The sequence below is a fragment of the Kribbella pittospori genome (assembly GCF_004331465.1).
In the GTDB taxonomy this organism is placed as follows: domain Bacteria; phylum Actinomycetota; class Actinomycetes; order Propionibacteriales; family Kribbellaceae; genus Kribbella; species Kribbella pittospori.
On sequence record NZ_SJKB01000001.1, the window covers coordinates 1,133,584 to 1,147,017 of the forward strand.

12 protein-coding genes are annotated in these 13,434 nt (G+C 68.2%); 8 read left to right on the forward strand and 4 right to left on the reverse strand.

Annotation, left to right across the window (positions count from 1 at the left end):
- The first annotated feature begins 23 nt into the window (after window positions 1-23).
- The 5 genes from E0H73_RS05195 to E0H73_RS05220 all read left to right on the forward strand — a co-directional run bounded on the left by E0H73_RS05195 (window position 24) and on the right by E0H73_RS05220 (window position 6,039).
- Window positions 24-1,265: a branched-chain amino acid ABC transporter substrate-binding protein gene (locus E0H73_RS05195; RefSeq protein ID WP_238163811.1), complete on the forward strand. Its 1,242-nt coding sequence runs from the start codon at window positions 24-26 to the stop codon at window positions 1,263-1,265.
- An 88-nt stretch (window positions 1,266-1,353) separates the two neighbouring features.
- On the forward strand, window positions 1,354-2,670 hold the full coding sequence (locus tag E0H73_RS05205) for a branched-chain amino acid ABC transporter permease (RefSeq protein WP_238163812.1): 1,317 nt from the start codon (window positions 1,354-1,356) through the stop codon (window positions 2,668-2,670).
- Window positions 2,667-4,379, forward strand: coding sequence for a branched-chain amino acid ABC transporter permease (locus E0H73_RS05210; protein WP_131351948.1), 1,713 nt, complete (start codon window positions 2,667-2,669; stop codon window positions 4,377-4,379). The genes E0H73_RS05205 and E0H73_RS05210 overlap by 4 nt, the downstream gene beginning before the upstream one ends.
- Window positions 4,376-5,326: an ABC transporter ATP-binding protein gene (locus E0H73_RS05215; RefSeq protein ID WP_131351950.1), complete on the forward strand. Its 951-nt coding sequence runs from the start codon at window positions 4,376-4,378 to the stop codon at window positions 5,324-5,326. Before E0H73_RS05210 ends, E0H73_RS05215 begins: the two co-directional genes overlap by 4 nt.
- A complete protein-coding gene (locus tag E0H73_RS05220; RefSeq protein ID WP_131351952.1) occupies window positions 5,323-6,039 on the forward strand; it encodes an ABC transporter ATP-binding protein in 717 nt (238 codons plus the stop codon). The genes E0H73_RS05215 and E0H73_RS05220 overlap by 4 nt, the downstream gene beginning before the upstream one ends.
- 39 nt (window positions 6,040-6,078) lie before the next feature.
- Here the strand turns inward: E0H73_RS05220 and E0H73_RS05225 are convergent, their stop codons facing one another.
- On the reverse strand, window positions 6,079-6,819 hold the full coding sequence (locus E0H73_RS05225) for a DUF554 domain-containing protein (RefSeq protein ID WP_131351954.1): 741 nt from the start codon (window positions 6,817-6,819) through the stop codon (window positions 6,079-6,081).
- A 124-nt stretch (window positions 6,820-6,943) separates the two neighbouring features.
- Between E0H73_RS05225 and E0H73_RS05230 the strand changes: the two genes are divergently transcribed.
- Window positions 6,944-7,591, forward strand: coding sequence for a GNAT family N-acetyltransferase (locus tag E0H73_RS05230; RefSeq protein WP_131351956.1), 648 nt, complete (start codon window positions 6,944-6,946; stop codon window positions 7,589-7,591).
- On the opposite strand, the gene E0H73_RS05235 is transcribed toward E0H73_RS05230, so the two are convergent.
- The gene (locus E0H73_RS05235) at window positions 7,554-7,961 is read right to left on the reverse strand and encodes a hotdog fold thioesterase (RefSeq protein ID WP_131352545.1); all 408 of its coding nucleotides are present in this window, start codon (window positions 7,959-7,961) and stop codon (window positions 7,554-7,556) included. The two genes, E0H73_RS05230 and E0H73_RS05235, sit on opposite strands and share 38 nt — an antisense overlap.
- A 105-nt stretch (window positions 7,962-8,066) precedes the next feature.
- Here E0H73_RS05235 and polA point away from each other — a divergent pair, with 105 nt between their 5' ends.
- Window positions 8,067-10,769: a DNA polymerase I gene (gene polA / locus E0H73_RS05240; protein ID WP_131352546.1), complete on the forward strand. Its 2,703-nt coding sequence runs from the start codon at window positions 8,067-8,069 to the stop codon at window positions 10,767-10,769.
- A 3-nt stretch (window positions 10,770-10,772) separates the two neighbouring features.
- A complete protein-coding gene (locus tag E0H73_RS46505; protein ID WP_131351958.1) occupies window positions 10,773-11,621 on the forward strand; it encodes a hypothetical protein in 849 nt (282 codons plus the stop codon).
- Here E0H73_RS46505 and E0H73_RS05250 read toward each other — a convergent pair.
- Together E0H73_RS05250 and E0H73_RS05255 are read right to left on the reverse strand one after the other, a co-directional pair.
- Window positions 11,575-12,096 (reverse strand): NUDIX hydrolase, encoded by a 522-nt coding sequence (locus E0H73_RS05250; RefSeq protein WP_131351960.1) that lies wholly within the window; start codon window positions 12,094-12,096, stop codon window positions 11,575-11,577. The two genes, E0H73_RS46505 and E0H73_RS05250, sit on opposite strands and share 47 nt — an antisense overlap.
- A 37-nt stretch (window positions 12,097-12,133) precedes the next feature.
- Complete coding sequence (locus tag E0H73_RS05255; RefSeq protein ID WP_131351963.1) at window positions 12,134-13,399, reverse strand: MATE family efflux transporter; 1,266 nt, start codon at window positions 13,397-13,399, stop codon at window positions 12,134-12,136.
- Window positions 13,400-13,434 lie beyond the last annotated feature (35 nt).

The following is a 13,434-nucleotide window of genomic DNA, read 5'->3' on the forward strand; positions in this document are numbered from 1 at the left end:
GGGGTTTGCCGGACTATCCAGACATGGGAGGAACAGTGCACCAGCGTTCCGTAGTACGGGTCGGCGCGTCGCTGATCGTTGCGTCGTTGGCCCTGACTGCCTGCGGTTCACGCAGTGGCGACGACTCCGGGGGGGACTCCGGCGGCGCGACGAAGACTGCCAAGATCGGCGTGATCGCGCCTCTGTCGGGAGACTTGTCGGCCCTGGGTCTGGGTATCCAGCACTCCGTCGAGCTGGCCGTGAAGCAGGCCAACGACAGCAACGCGATCCCGGGCTGGAAGCTCGAGGTCGACGCCAAGGACGACGAGGCCAAGCCGGACCCGGGCAAGAACGCGGCCACCGCGCTCGCCGGTGACGCCGACGTGATCGGTGTGGTCGGCACGCTGAACACCAGCGTCAGCCAGCAGGTCCAGCCGGTTCTCGCGCCGAAGAACATCGTCCAGGTCTCCCCGGCCAACACCGGCCCGGGCCTGACCCAGGGCGCGAACTGGCAGACCGACCCGAAGCGGCCGTACCCGACGTACTTCCGCACCTGCACGACGGACGCGGTCCAGGGTCCGTTCGCGGCGCGGTACCTGTACGAGACCGCGAAGATCACCAAGGTCGCCACCATCCACGACAAGAAGGCGTACGGCCAGGGCCTGGTCGGCACCTTCACCGAGGAGTTCAAGAAGCTGGGTGGGCAGATCGTCGCGGCCCAGACCATCAACCCGGACGACTCGAACTACCAGGCCGTGATCTCCGCGGTGAAGCCGTCGGCTCCGCAGGCGGTCTACTACGGTGGTGAGTACCCGCAGGCCGGTCCGCTCTCGCAGCAGATGAAGGCCGCCGGTCTGAACGTCCCGCTGATGGGCGGCGACGGCATCTACGACCCGAAGTACATCACCCTGGCCGGTAAGACCAGCGACAACGACCTGGCCACCTCGGTCGGCGCCCCGGTCGACGCGCTGGACTCGGCGAAGAAGTTCGTCTCCGACTACAACGCGGCCGGCTTCAAGGAGCCGTACGCGGCGTACGGCGGTTACTCCTACGACGCGGCCAACGCGATCATCAACGCGCTGAAGACCTCGCTGAAGGACGCCAAGGACGTCGAGTCCGCCCGGCAGGCCACCGTCGATGCCATGAGCAAGGTTTCGTTCGACGGCGTGACCGGCAAGGTCGCCTTCGACCAGTACGGTGACACCACCTCCAAGGTGCTGACCGTCTACAAGGTTGCCTCCGGCAAGTGGGCGACCGTGGAGACCAAGGACTTCGAGGCCAAGTAGTTTTCGAGAGTCGACCTGATGCCTCGGGGGTGGGAGCGATCCTCCCACCCCCGTGGCATGTCATAACTGAGGCAGATGGGAGGTCGACGTGGACCAGTTCTTCCAGCAGCTCGTGAACGGGCTGACACTCGGGTCGCTGTACGCCCTGATCGCAGTCGGGTACACCGTCGTCTACGGCATCGTGCAGCTGATCAACTTCGCCCACGGCGAGGTCTTCATGATCGGTGCGTTCGGCGCACTGACCACGTACTTGTTGTTCTTCGACGGCGATACCAGCGTCTGGATCCTGCCGATCATGATCATCGGCGCGATGATCGCTTCGGTCGGCACGGCCGTGGCGATGGAACGTGTCGCGTACCGTCCCCTGCGGAACGCGCCACGACTCGCACCACTGATCACCGCGATCGGCATCTCCGTCTTCCTGCAGGAGTTCGTCCGGCTGTTCTACGAACGCCCGGGCTGGACCCTGTTCGCCTTCGCCGGCCTGGCAGTGGGCATCGGGTACTACGTCGGCGCGCTCGTGTCGAAGGCGGACCTGAACCACCAGGTCAGCAAGTGGTACGACCGTGCCCCGCTGATCGGCGCCGTGATCGGCGCCGTCGGGACCTGGGTGGTTGTCCGGCTGGTCGACAGCGACGTGAGCGTCCTGCTGGCAGTGGGCGTCGTCATCGTCGGCACCGCCGTCGGTACGGCGATCGGCTGGCTGGCCGGTCTTGCGACCCGGCGGAACGCACGCACCGCGATCGGCATTCAGCCGATCGCAGCGGCCGCGGCCACTGCGGCCGTCGCCGCGGTCGTGGGCTGGGTGCTCTTCGAGAAGCTCATCAGCAGCATCACCTGGCCGAGCGCGAAGCAGCGCATCCCGTTCCCGCAGATCGATGTGGTCACCGGTACGGCGATCGAGATCGGCGGCGTGACGATCCAGCGGTCGGCGATCTTCACCATGGCCGCCCTCGCGCTCTGCGCCGTGCTGCTGTGGTTCTTCATCAACCGGACCCGGCTCGGCCGGGGTATGCAGGCCGTGTCGCAGGACCCGGACACCGCCCGGCTGATGGGTATCAACGTGGACCGGATCATCGTGGTCGCGTTCGCGCTGGGCGCCGTACTCGCGGCCATCGCGGGTGTCTCGCAGGGCCTGCAGAACAACAACATCGAGTTCCGGATGGGCTTCCTGGCCGGTCTGAAGGCGTTCACCGCCGCCGTCCTCGGTGGTATCGGCAACATCTACGGCGCCGTCGTCGGTGGTCTGGTGCTCGGTGTCGTCGAGGCGATGGCGACCCAGTACATCCCGGGTCAGTTCGGCGGGAGTACCTGGAAGGACGTGTGGGCCTTCGTCATCCTGATTCTGGTTCTGGTGTTCAGGCCGCAGGGCCTGCTCGGCGCGAGGGTGGTGGACCGGGCATGACCGATCTGAAGACGCCTCCGGCGGAGCCGGAGACCGCGGTCGAACCGCACGCCAAGCCGCTCGCCTGGCCGTTGGGCCTGGCGGGGGTGGCCCTGGTCATCGTCGGCTCCTTCCTGTCCTGGAGCTACGACGGCCAGATCCTCGGCGACCTGTCGATCAACTTCTACCCGGGTGGTCTGCAGATCCTGGCGATCATCCTCGCGGTGCTCGCGCTGGTCCTGCTGCTGGCGGAGAAGGGTCCGCTGACCAAGCTGGGCGCGTGGCTCGACGTCACCGCCGGCCTGCGGGCACTGGGCTTCACGCTCACCCTGTACATGCTGCTGGTCCTGGTCGCGATCTCGGCCGACTCCGACGGCCTGATCAACGTGAACCCCGGCGGCTACATCTCGCTCGCCGGTGCCGCGCTGATCCTGGCCAGCGCCTGGATGATGCCGTTGCGGCACTTGCGGGACATGAGTGAGGCGAGGCTGCCGGCCTGGTTCGAGATCCTCTCGATCGCGGTCCTGATGGCCTCGGTGCTGTTCGTCGCGGCGTACGCGCTCGGCCTGGAGGACGCCTGGTCGTTCATCCTCTGCCTGGTCTTCATCGCGGCCGTCGCGGCCGTGCTGTTCCGGACCGGGGCACTGACCTGGGTCGGCCACGTCGCGCAGCGCAACCGCAAGGTGCTCACGCTGTCGGCGTTCCTGGTGGCCTTCCTGTTCCCGTTCACCCAGGGTGGTTCGGACGCGAACATGTCGATCGCCACCCAGGTGCTGGTCTTCGCGGCGACCGCGATGGGCCTGAACATCGTGGTCGGTCTGGCCGGCCTGCTGGACCTCGGGTACATCGCGTTCCTCGGGTCCGGCGCCTACGTGGCCGCCACCATGTCGACCTCGGCGTTCGCCACCATCGGGTGGAAGCCGCCGTTCCTGGTCGTGATGCTGATCGGCGCCGGTGTCGCGGCGACCCTGGGTCTGATCATCGGTACGCCGACGCTGCGGGTCTCGGGTGACTACCTGGCCATCGTGACGCTCGGCTTCGGTGAGATCTTCCGGTTCTCGATGTTCAACCTGGACGGCAACAACGGCCCGAACCTGACCAACGGACCGAACGGCGTTCCGGGCATCCCGGACCTGGAGATCGGCGGGTTCAACTTCGGCGACGTACACACGGTTGCCGGGATCGAGCTCGGCCGGTTCTCGAACTACTACTTCCTGCTGCTGGTCCTGACCGCGTTCGTCATCCTGGTCTTCTCCCGGCTGAACAACAGCCGGATCGGCCGTGGCTGGGTGGCGATCCGGGAGGACGAGAAGGCGGCCGAGGCGATGGGCGTGAACACGTTCGGGCTGAAGCTGCTCGCGTTCGCGGTCGGTGCATTCCTGGCCGGTCTGGCCGGCACCATCAAGGCCCATCAGGACGGGGCGGTCAGCCCGGACCAGTACATCTTCCTGGAGTCGGCGTTCCTGCTCGCCGCGATCGTGCTCGGCGGTATGGGCACCATCGCCGGCGTGTTGCTGGGAGCAACGATCCTGAAGCTGCTGCCGGAGAAGCTGCGGTTCTTCTCGGAGTACCGGCTGCTGCTGTTCGGCCTGCTGCTGGTGCTGATGATGCGGTTCCGCCCGGAGGGTCTGGTCGCGAACAGACGCCGCCAGTTGGAGTTCCATGAAGAGGACGAGCAGCTGGCCGTCGATGTCGACGAGGAGCACCTGCTGGTCGAGGAGGCGAAATGACCGTCACCGAAACGAGCCGGGCTCCGGCCCGGAGCGCCGGCGCCGCGGTGCTGGAGGCTTCCGGCGTGACCATGCGGTTCGGTGGTCTGCTGGCGGTCAACAATGTCGACCTGACGGTTCGCGAAGGCGAGATCGTCGGTCTGATCGGCCCGAACGGTGCCGGCAAGACGACGTTCTTCAACTGCCTGACCGGCCTCTACAAGCCGACCAGCGGTCAGGTCCGGTTCGCCGGAGCGCCGCGGAAGCCGCCGAAGGCGACCAGGAGTCAGGCCGAGGACCCGGAGGCCGTCCAGGTGGAGGCGCTGGCCGAGCTCACCCCGCTGCCACCCAAGCCGCGGGCGGTCGTCAAGGCCGGGATGGCGCGGACGTTCCAGAACATCCGGTTGTTCGCGAACATGACCGCGCTGGAGAACGTGATGGTCGGCCGGTACTGCCGGACCAGCTCGGGCGCGCTCACCTCGGTCCTGCGCGGGCCGAAGTTCCGCCGCGAGGAGGCGGCCACCACGGCGCGGGCCCAGGAACTCCTCGACTTCGTCGGCCTCGGCAAGTCGACCGAGCACCTGGCCAGGAACATGCCGTACGGCGACCAGCGCCGGCTCGAGATCGCGCGAGCGCTGGCCACCGACCCGAAGCTCATCCTGCTGGACGAGCCGACGGCCGGTATGAACCCGCTGGAGACCCGGCAGGCCAGTGACCTGATCTTCAAGATCCGGGACTCGGGCCTGTCGGTCGTGGTGATCGAGCACGACATGCGGTTCATCTTCAACCTCTGCGACCGGGTGCTCTGCCTGGTCCGCGGCGAGGCGCTGATCGAGGGCACGCCGCACGAGGTGCAGTCCGACCCGCGGGTGATCGAGGCCTACATCGGCACCGGCGAGCAGGACGACGAGGACGAGGCGGCCGCCGTCCAGGACAGCACCGTCGCCGATGAGGAGGACCGCCCATGAGCGCGATGCTCGAGGTCCGCGACCTGGAAGTTGCCTACGGCAAGATCGTCGCGGTGAAGAAGATCAGCTTCAGCGTGGAGCAGGGGCAGGTGGTGTCGCTGATCGGCACCAACGGCGCCGGCAAGACCACCACGCTGCGGACGATCTCCGGCCTGCTCCGGCCGGTGTCGGGCGAGATCCTCTTCCAGGGCGAGCGGATCGACCACGTGGCGGCGCACGACATCGTCGCCCGCGGTCTGGCCCACTCGCCGGAAGGGCGGCGGATCTTCCCGCGGCTGTCGGTGGAGGAGAACCTGCTGCTCGGGGCGTTCGCCCGCAAGGACCCGGCGGGAGTACGCACCGACCTGGACGCGGCGTACGACCTGTTCCCGATCCTGGGGGAGCGGCGCAAGCAGCCGGCCGGGACGTTCTCCGGTGGTGAGCAGCAGATGCTGGCGATGGGCCGGGCGATGATGAGCCGGCCGAAGCTGCTGATGCTGGACGAGCCCTCGATGGGTCTGTCGCCGATCATGATGAAGCGGATCATGTCCACGGTGTCGGAGCTGCAGTCGCAGGGTACGACGATCCTGCTGGTCGAGCAGAACGCCCAGGCCGCGCTGAAGCGCGCGGACTTCGGCTACGTACTGGAGGTCGGCCAGATCGTCCTGTCCGGCACCGGCCGCGACCTGCTGGTCAACGACGAGGTGCGCAAGGCCTACCTCGGCGAGGACTGACGCTCGTCGGCTGAACCCCCTGGTGCCACGCCAGGGGGTTCAGCGACGAATGACGACCAGCAGTTGCACCAGCAAGGGAGCGACGATCAGCGCGGGCAGCAGGTCGGCGACCGCGATCTGCTTGATCTTCAGCAACCGCAGCGCCACGCCGATCAGCATCACGCCACCGGTCGCACCGAGCGCGGTCACATGCGCGTCGGGGAGTACGTCGCCCAGTACGGCGCCGACCGCGGTCATCGACCCCTGCACCACCAGGACGACGAGCGCCGACGCCATCACACCCCAACCGAGGGAAGCGGCGAACGCGATCGACGCGAATCCGTCCAGCACCGCCTTCAGGAACAGCTGATCCGCACCCCGGCCGAGTCCGTCGGACAGCGAGCCCAGGAACGTCAGCGGCCCCACACAGAACACCATCGAGGCCGTCACGAACCCCTCGACGAACGTGCTCTCGCTGTCGGCGCGGCGGAATCGGTGCTGCAGCCACGCCCCGAATTCCTCCAGTCGTAGCTCGATCCGGAGCAGCGACCCGGTGATCCCGCCGATCAGCATCGCGCCCAGCACGATCAGGATCGGTGCGCTGTCGCCGACCGCGTCGCTGAGGACCGAGTCGCCCACCGTGAGTGCGGAGCTGATCGCGATCAGCAGCGTGACCAGACCGAGCGCGTCGGTGACCAGATCCCTGGTTCGGTGACTGAGCCGGTGGCCCACGAGCACGCCGAGTACCGACCCGACGAGGACCGTCGCGACGTTCACAGCAGTGCCGATTCCGATGAACAAACCTGGTCTCCGATCACCTCGCGGCGCAGCTTTGCAAGTGACCCGCAAGGGCCTACTGTTGCGCGGGGACGAGCGTATCCGCCGTCCCGTTCACCTCGGGGGTGGACCGAAGCAGGAGGTCGCTGTGGCATCAGCCATCGAGGTGAGGGACGCCCAACGCGGTGATGCCGCCGCCTTGGTCGCGCTGTGGCGCGAGCTGGCCACCGTGGCCGGTCACCCGTCCCGGCTGCCCGCGGCGCCCTCGCCGGCCGCGGTCGAGGTTGCTGTCAGCAAGCATCTGGACGATCCGTTCGGCCGGCTCCTCGTCGGTGAGCTCGACGGCGCCGTCCACGGTATGGCGTATCTGCGCCGGACTGCGATCAGCCCACTGCACGACGACCTCACGGTGACGGTCGAGTACCTGCATGTCAGTGACGAGGCCCGGCGGCACGGACTGGGCAAGGCTCTGATCGCCGAGGCGACCTCATGGGCCGAGCACGAGAACTGCGCACACGTCGCTGCGGTCGCGCCCCCGATCGCCCGCGAGGCGAACAGGTTCCTCGCCAGGCTCGGGCTGGCCCAGGCCGGCGTACTGCGTTATGCGACCACGCACACGGTGCGCCGCCGGCTCGCGGCCGAGCACGCGCCGAACCTGCTGGCCCTGCTGTCGTCGCGACGGTCCGTGATCGCCCGCCGTGCTCAGCTCGGCCGTCCGCTGCCCGCCGACGTGGCGCACGTCGACGTACCGGCCGAGGTCACTTACCCGGCGGAGCCTGAATCAGCTGGCACGTGAGCCGCGCGGTGCAGACCCGCTTGTCCCGGTCGTCGGTGATCACGACCTCGTACGACGTGGTCGTGCGGCCGAGGTAGATCGGGGTGGCGACGCCCGTGACGGTGCCCTCGCGGACCGCGCGGTGGTGGGTGGCGTTGATGTCCACGCCGACCGCGACCTTGTCGTACGTCGCCGCGTGCAGGGCCGAGCCGATCGAGCCCAGGCTCTCGGCGAGCACGCAGGACGCGCCGCCGTGGAGCAGCCCGTACGGCTGCGTGTTGCCCTTGACCGGCATCGTCGCGACGACCCGCTCCGGGGAGGCTTCGGTGACAACGATTCCCATCAGCTGCAGGAGCGTGCCCTCCATGCCCATGCCCGGGCCGAGGTCCATGTGATCAGTCACAGGGGCAGACTACGGCAGCAGCGCGGGTGTGTGAGAACTGTCCGTGGGAACCACTAGAGTCGGTACGTGGCTCCAGAAACCAACACCTCGACGATGACCAAGGACCCCGCGCAGCCAGGCACCGGCCGGCCGCGGATCCTGCTGCTGGACGGGCACTCGCTGGCGTACCGGGCGTTCTACGCGCTCCCGGTGGAGAACTTCTCCACCACCACCGGGCAGCACACCAACGCGGTGTACGGATTCACCTCGATGCTGATCAACATGCTCCGCGACGAGCAGCCCACCCACATCTGTGTGGCCTTCGACGTGTCCCGCAAGACCTTCCGCTCCGAGCAGTACGCGGAGTACAAGGCCGGCCGGTCGAAGTCGCCGGACGAGTTCAAGGGACAGGTGTCGCTGGTCAAGGAGGTGCTGGAGGCGCTGCGGATCCCGACCACGGAGATCGACGGCTGGGAGGCCGACGACGTGATCGCCACGCTCGCCACCCAGGCCTCCGAGCAGGGCTTCGAAGTGCTGATCAGCAGCGGCGACCGGGACGCGTTCCAGCTGGTCAGCGACGACGTCACGGTGCTGTACCCGAAGCGCGGCGTGTCCGAGATCGCCCGGATGGACCCGGCCGCGGTCGAGGAGAAGTACGGCGTCACCCCGCAGCTGTATCCGGATCTGGCCGCGCTGGTGGGGGAGCAGAGCGACAACCTGCCGGGCGTGCCCGGCGTCGGCCCGAAGACAGCGGCCAAGTGGCTGAACCAGTTCGGCTCGCTGAACGACGTGGTCGACCGGGTGAACGAGATCAAGGGCAAGGCCGGGGAGTCGCTGCGTGAGCACCTGGCCGGCGTGATCCGGAACCGGCAGATCAACGAGCTGGTCCGGGACCTGACGCTCGACGTCACGGTGGACGACCTGGCCCGGGTGCCGTGGGACCGGGAGAAGGTGCACACGCTGTTCGACAGCCTGGAGTTCCGGGTGCTGCGCGAGCGGCTGGTCGCCGAGCACGAGGAGGTCGACGCGACCGTCGACCACGGCTTCGAGCTGGAGGGTGTGCAGCTGAAGCCGGGCGAGGTGGCCCCGTGGCTGAAGGAGAACGTCAACACCGGCGAGCGGGTCGGCGTCGCGGTGCAGGGCAGCTGGGGTCGCGGCACCGGTGAGATCACCGGCCTGGCGCTGGCGACCACGGCCGGTGCGGCCGCCTGGTTCGACCCGGCCGCGCTGACCCCGGACGACCAGGCCGCCTGGCAGGCCTGGCTCGCCGACCCGAAGCAGCCGAAGGCGCTGCACGACACGAACGGTCCGCTGCTCGGCTTCCTGGAGCGCGGCTGGACGCTGGCCGGACTGAGTTCGGACACGCAGCTCAGTGCGTACCTGGTCCGTCCCGACCAGCGGTCGTACGACCTGGCCGACCTGACCGTTCGGTACCTCAAGCGCGAGCTGCGCAACGAGGAGGCCGACAACGGCCAGCTCAGCTTCGACGACATCGAGGGCGGCCCGGCCGCGGATCACACGATGCTGCGGGCGCGCGCGATCGCCGACCTGGCCGACACGCTCGATGCCGAGCTGGAGAAGCAAGCCGGTACGGCGCTGCTCGCGGACGTCGAGCTGCCGCTGATCGATGTGATCGCGAGCATGGAGCGCGACGGCATCGCGGTCGACCGGCCGTACTTGGAGGAGCTGGAGGCGCGGTTCGCCACCGGCGTGCGGGAGGCCGCGACGGCGGCGTACGAGGTGATCGGCAAGGAGATCAACCTCGGCTCGCCGAAGCAGCTGCAGGTGGTGCTGTTCGACGAGCTGCAGATGCCGAAGACCAAGCGGACCAAGACCGGCTACACCACCGACGCGGACTCGCTGCAGGCGCTGTTCGAGAAGACCGAGCACCCGTTCCTGGCGTACCTGCTGGCGCACCGGGACGCGACCCGGCTCCGGCAGACGGTCGAGGGGCTGCTGAAGACGATCAGCCCGAAGGACGCGCGGATCCACACCACGTTCAACCAGACCATCGCGGCCACCGGGCGGCTCAGCTCGACCGACCCGAACCTGCAGAACATCCCGATCCGGACCGAGGAGGGCCGCCGGATCCGGCAGGCCTTCATCGTCGGTGAGGGCCACGAGTCGCTGATGTCGGCCGACTACAGCCAGATCGAGATGCGGATCATGGCGCACGTGTCGGAGGACGAGGGCCTGATCTCGGCGTTCAACTCGGGGATGGACTTCCACTCGGTGACGGCGTCGCGGGTGTTCTCGGTCGACACCGCAGAGGTGACGCAGGAGCAGCGGGCCAAGATCAAGGCGATGAACTACGGTCTCGCCTACGGCCTGTCGGCGTACGGGCTGAGCCAGCAGCTGAAGATCGGCGTGGACGAGGCGCGGGGCCTGATGGACGAGTACTTCGAGCGCTTCGGCGGCGTCCGCGACTACCTGCGCAGCATCGTGCTGGACGCCGGCAAGAGCGGCTACACCGAGACGATCCTGGGCCGCCGGCGCTACCTGCCCGATCTGACCAGCGACAACCGGCAGCGCCGGGAGATGGCCGAGCGGATGGCGCTGAACGCGCCGATCCAGGGCTCGGCCGCGGACGTGATCAAGATGGCGATGCTGAAGGTCGACGCGTCGCTGCGCGAGTCCGGCCTGAAGTCGCGGATGCTGCTGCAGGTGCACGACGAACTCGTCTTCGAGATCGCACCCGGCGAACGCGAGCCCCTCGAGGAACTGGTCCGCCGCGACATGGGCCACGCCGTCGACATGACCGTCCCCCTCGACGTCTCCGTAGGCATCGGCCGCACCTGGCACGAAGCGGCCCACTAGGAGGTGGTCGAGCCGAACCGGCCGTTCCGCTGGGATCTGGTCCGGCCGGATCAGCTCGGCTCACTGCTGGACGACGTCGGGGAGCCGCGCCTGTTCTTCCTCGACGACCTGATCGAGTGCGCGGCCCGCGTGCTCGCTCAGTGCGCGGATGGTGAGCTGTACTTCGTCGGCCGCTCGGTCGACAGCCTCTTCGACCTGCTCAGCGGTGCACTGGCCGATACGGACTGGAGCACCCGCCTGCACTCGCTGCCGCTGTCGATGTTCGGGGGCGACGGCCGCGACTTCACGCCGGACGAGATTCGCCAGTTGCGGACCAACCTGACGGCTGACGGCCTCGCGCCCGCCGACCTGATGCGCGGACGCCCGACCGTCTTCGTCGACCTCGTCTACGCAGGCTCCACGTTCGGGAACCTGTACGCCGTACTGCGCCGGTGGATCGATGACGACCGAGCGCAATGGGACGTGATCCGACGCCAGTTGCGGTTCGTCGGGATCACCGCCCGGACCAAGACGAGCCCGAACACCTGGCGCTGGCAGCAGCACGCCGCGTTCGCCGCGGAGTTGCCGGCCTCGGCGATCCGGAACGTGTCGCTCGACGGCCGCCTGTGGTCGTACTTCGGCGACTACCAGCACAAGACGGCGGCGTCCTTCCGCCGCACACGCTGGTCGGACCCTGACGTCGCGAGCCCACGGCGCGACCAGGACACCCGGTTCGCGCTGGCGCAAGCGGTGCGGGTGGTCGCGGCGGGGCGCACGCCGGCGGTACGGCGCCAGCTGGCCGACCGGTTGACACAGGAGCCCACGATCAGCGAGCGGTGGCTGCGCGACCTCCAGTTGGCGCTTCGCCGGTAGCCCGATCGGTCGTGAAGATCGGCATCGGGTCGGGGGAGAGGGCGTGCTGGATCATGGTCAGTTCGCGGCGTGCCAGCGGCGGCAGATCGTCCAGGGGCCACCAACGGACCTCGAGCGACTCGTCGTCGTTCACCCGAGCCTCGCCACGGAGCGGCCGGCAGCGGAAGCAGAGGTCGAGGAACTGGACCTGGTCGCCGTTCGGATAGCCAGACGGCGGCAGTGACTCGATGCTGACCAGACGGTCGATCGCTGCCTCGACGGCGGTCTCTTCCTCGATCTCGCGGAGCAGGCCGACGGCGGGCTGTTCACCCGGTTCGAGGATGCCCGCGACCAGACTCCACCGTCCGGTGTCGGCCCGGCGTACCAGCAGGACCTGATCGGCGTCGTCGAGCACGACACCGGTGATGCCGGTGAGCCACAGCAGGTCGTGCCCGATCTTCTCGCGCAGCTCGAGGATGAACTTGGGAGTGGTCATGTCCAGAAACCTACCGAAGGGGCGGACAGGGTCCTGCTCAGGTTGCGGCGGAGGCCTGGCGATGGAGTCCTGCCGCCAGGCCGGCCGACAGCAGCAAGGCACAGGTGCTGGTCATCGCGACGAGGACCTTCACTCCGTTGAGTCCGGTTGCCATGTCGGTTCCGAGCACGATTCCGGCGGCGATCACGAGGACGACGAGACCGACCCAGATCAGCAGCGCGGCGCGCTTCTCCTGCTGTGCGATCGCAGCATAGACAACGAGTTGCAGTACGGCGTATGCGGAGCCGGAGATCGCGAACAGCCAGGTGTACGGGCCGAGCGGCGCGTACTTCTCCTCGCCGCCGATGATCGCCACTACCAGGTCCGGCAGCAGCAGAGTGCCGATCACCGTGCAGACCCCGAGCCCGGCAACGGCCTGGATCGCACGGCGCAGCCGCACGGTGTCGCCCGGCGAGCTGGCCAGTGTCGGGAACACGACCACGATGACGAACTGCGGCAGGAACAAGCACGCCTTCGCCACGATCACACCGGCCGCGTAGTACCCGCTGTCCGTGCCGTCGAGAAGCGACCGGGCCAGCAGCACATCCGCGTTCGCGATGACGAAGAACGCCAGCAGCGTGTGCGTGCCGTGGACCGTCTCCCGCAGTACCTCCTTGATGTGCTCGGCGGTCGCACCGGACGATCCACGCAGCAGGAAGGCACCCAGCAGAGTCGGTACGACGGCGCCCAGGGCCAGACCGATCATCGCCGAGTCGAGCGATGGGTGGATCAGCAGCGCACCGCCACCCAGCACCAGGCGACCGACGCCGACCGCGGTATAGACGGCTGCCAGTTCGGTCCAACGTTTGCTGCCCTGCAGTACGCCGAGCTCCGAGCCCATCAGCGTGAGACAGCCGAGTGTCGGCGCGAGAAGCAGGACCGGGAGGACAGAGTCGATGTGCAGCAGCCACATGAACAGTGGCGTGGCCACGAGCAGCACCGCAGTCAGCCCGAGCGCCCCGCGGCGGCCCGCCTTGACCAGCGCGTCGGCCAGGGACGCCGTGCTGTCACCGGTGTGGGTGGCCATCATCCGGGCGCCGGTCGCCTGCAGGCCGAGTGAGGCGACGTTGCCGATCAGCAGCAGCCCGAGCAGAGCGGTGATGGCGCCGAATTCCTCCGGCGTGAGCCGGCGGGAGCCGAGGATCGTGAAACCGTAGGCGGCCACGTTCATGATGGCCATGCCGACGGCAACGACAGTGGCACCGCGCAGGAATGCCAACCGAGGTGCCATTGGCTCTTGCTCCGGAGTGGTGTCTGAACTCATGCTCTACTGCCTCAGGTCGCAAGCACTGGGTGGGG

Coding starts and splice junctions, on each gene's coding strand:
- E0H73_RS05210 (WP_131351948.1), top strand. CDS start 2,667: ATGACCGATCTGAAGACGCCTCCGGCGGAGCCGGAGACCGCGGTCGAA.
- E0H73_RS05255 (WP_131351963.1), bottom strand. CDS start 13,399: ATGAGTTCAGACACCACTCCGGAGCAAGAGCCAATGGCACCTCGGTTG.
- E0H73_RS05215 (WP_131351950.1), top strand. CDS start 4,376: ATGACCGTCACCGAAACGAGCCGGGCTCCGGCCCGGAGCGCCGGCGCC.
- E0H73_RS05235 (WP_131352545.1), bottom strand. CDS start 7,961: ATGGACCTCGGCCCGGGCATGGGCATGGAGGGCACGCTCCTGCAGCTG.
- E0H73_RS05220 (WP_131351952.1), top strand. CDS start 5,323: ATGAGCGCGATGCTCGAGGTCCGCGACCTGGAAGTTGCCTACGGCAAG.
- polA (WP_131352546.1), top strand. CDS start 8,067: ATGACCAAGGACCCCGCGCAGCCAGGCACCGGCCGGCCGCGGATCCTG.
- E0H73_RS05250 (WP_131351960.1), bottom strand. CDS start 12,096: ATGACCACTCCCAAGTTCATCCTCGAGCTGCGCGAGAAGATCGGGCAC.
- E0H73_RS05195 (WP_238163811.1), top strand. CDS start 24: ATGGGAGGAACAGTGCACCAGCGTTCCGTAGTACGGGTCGGCGCGTCG.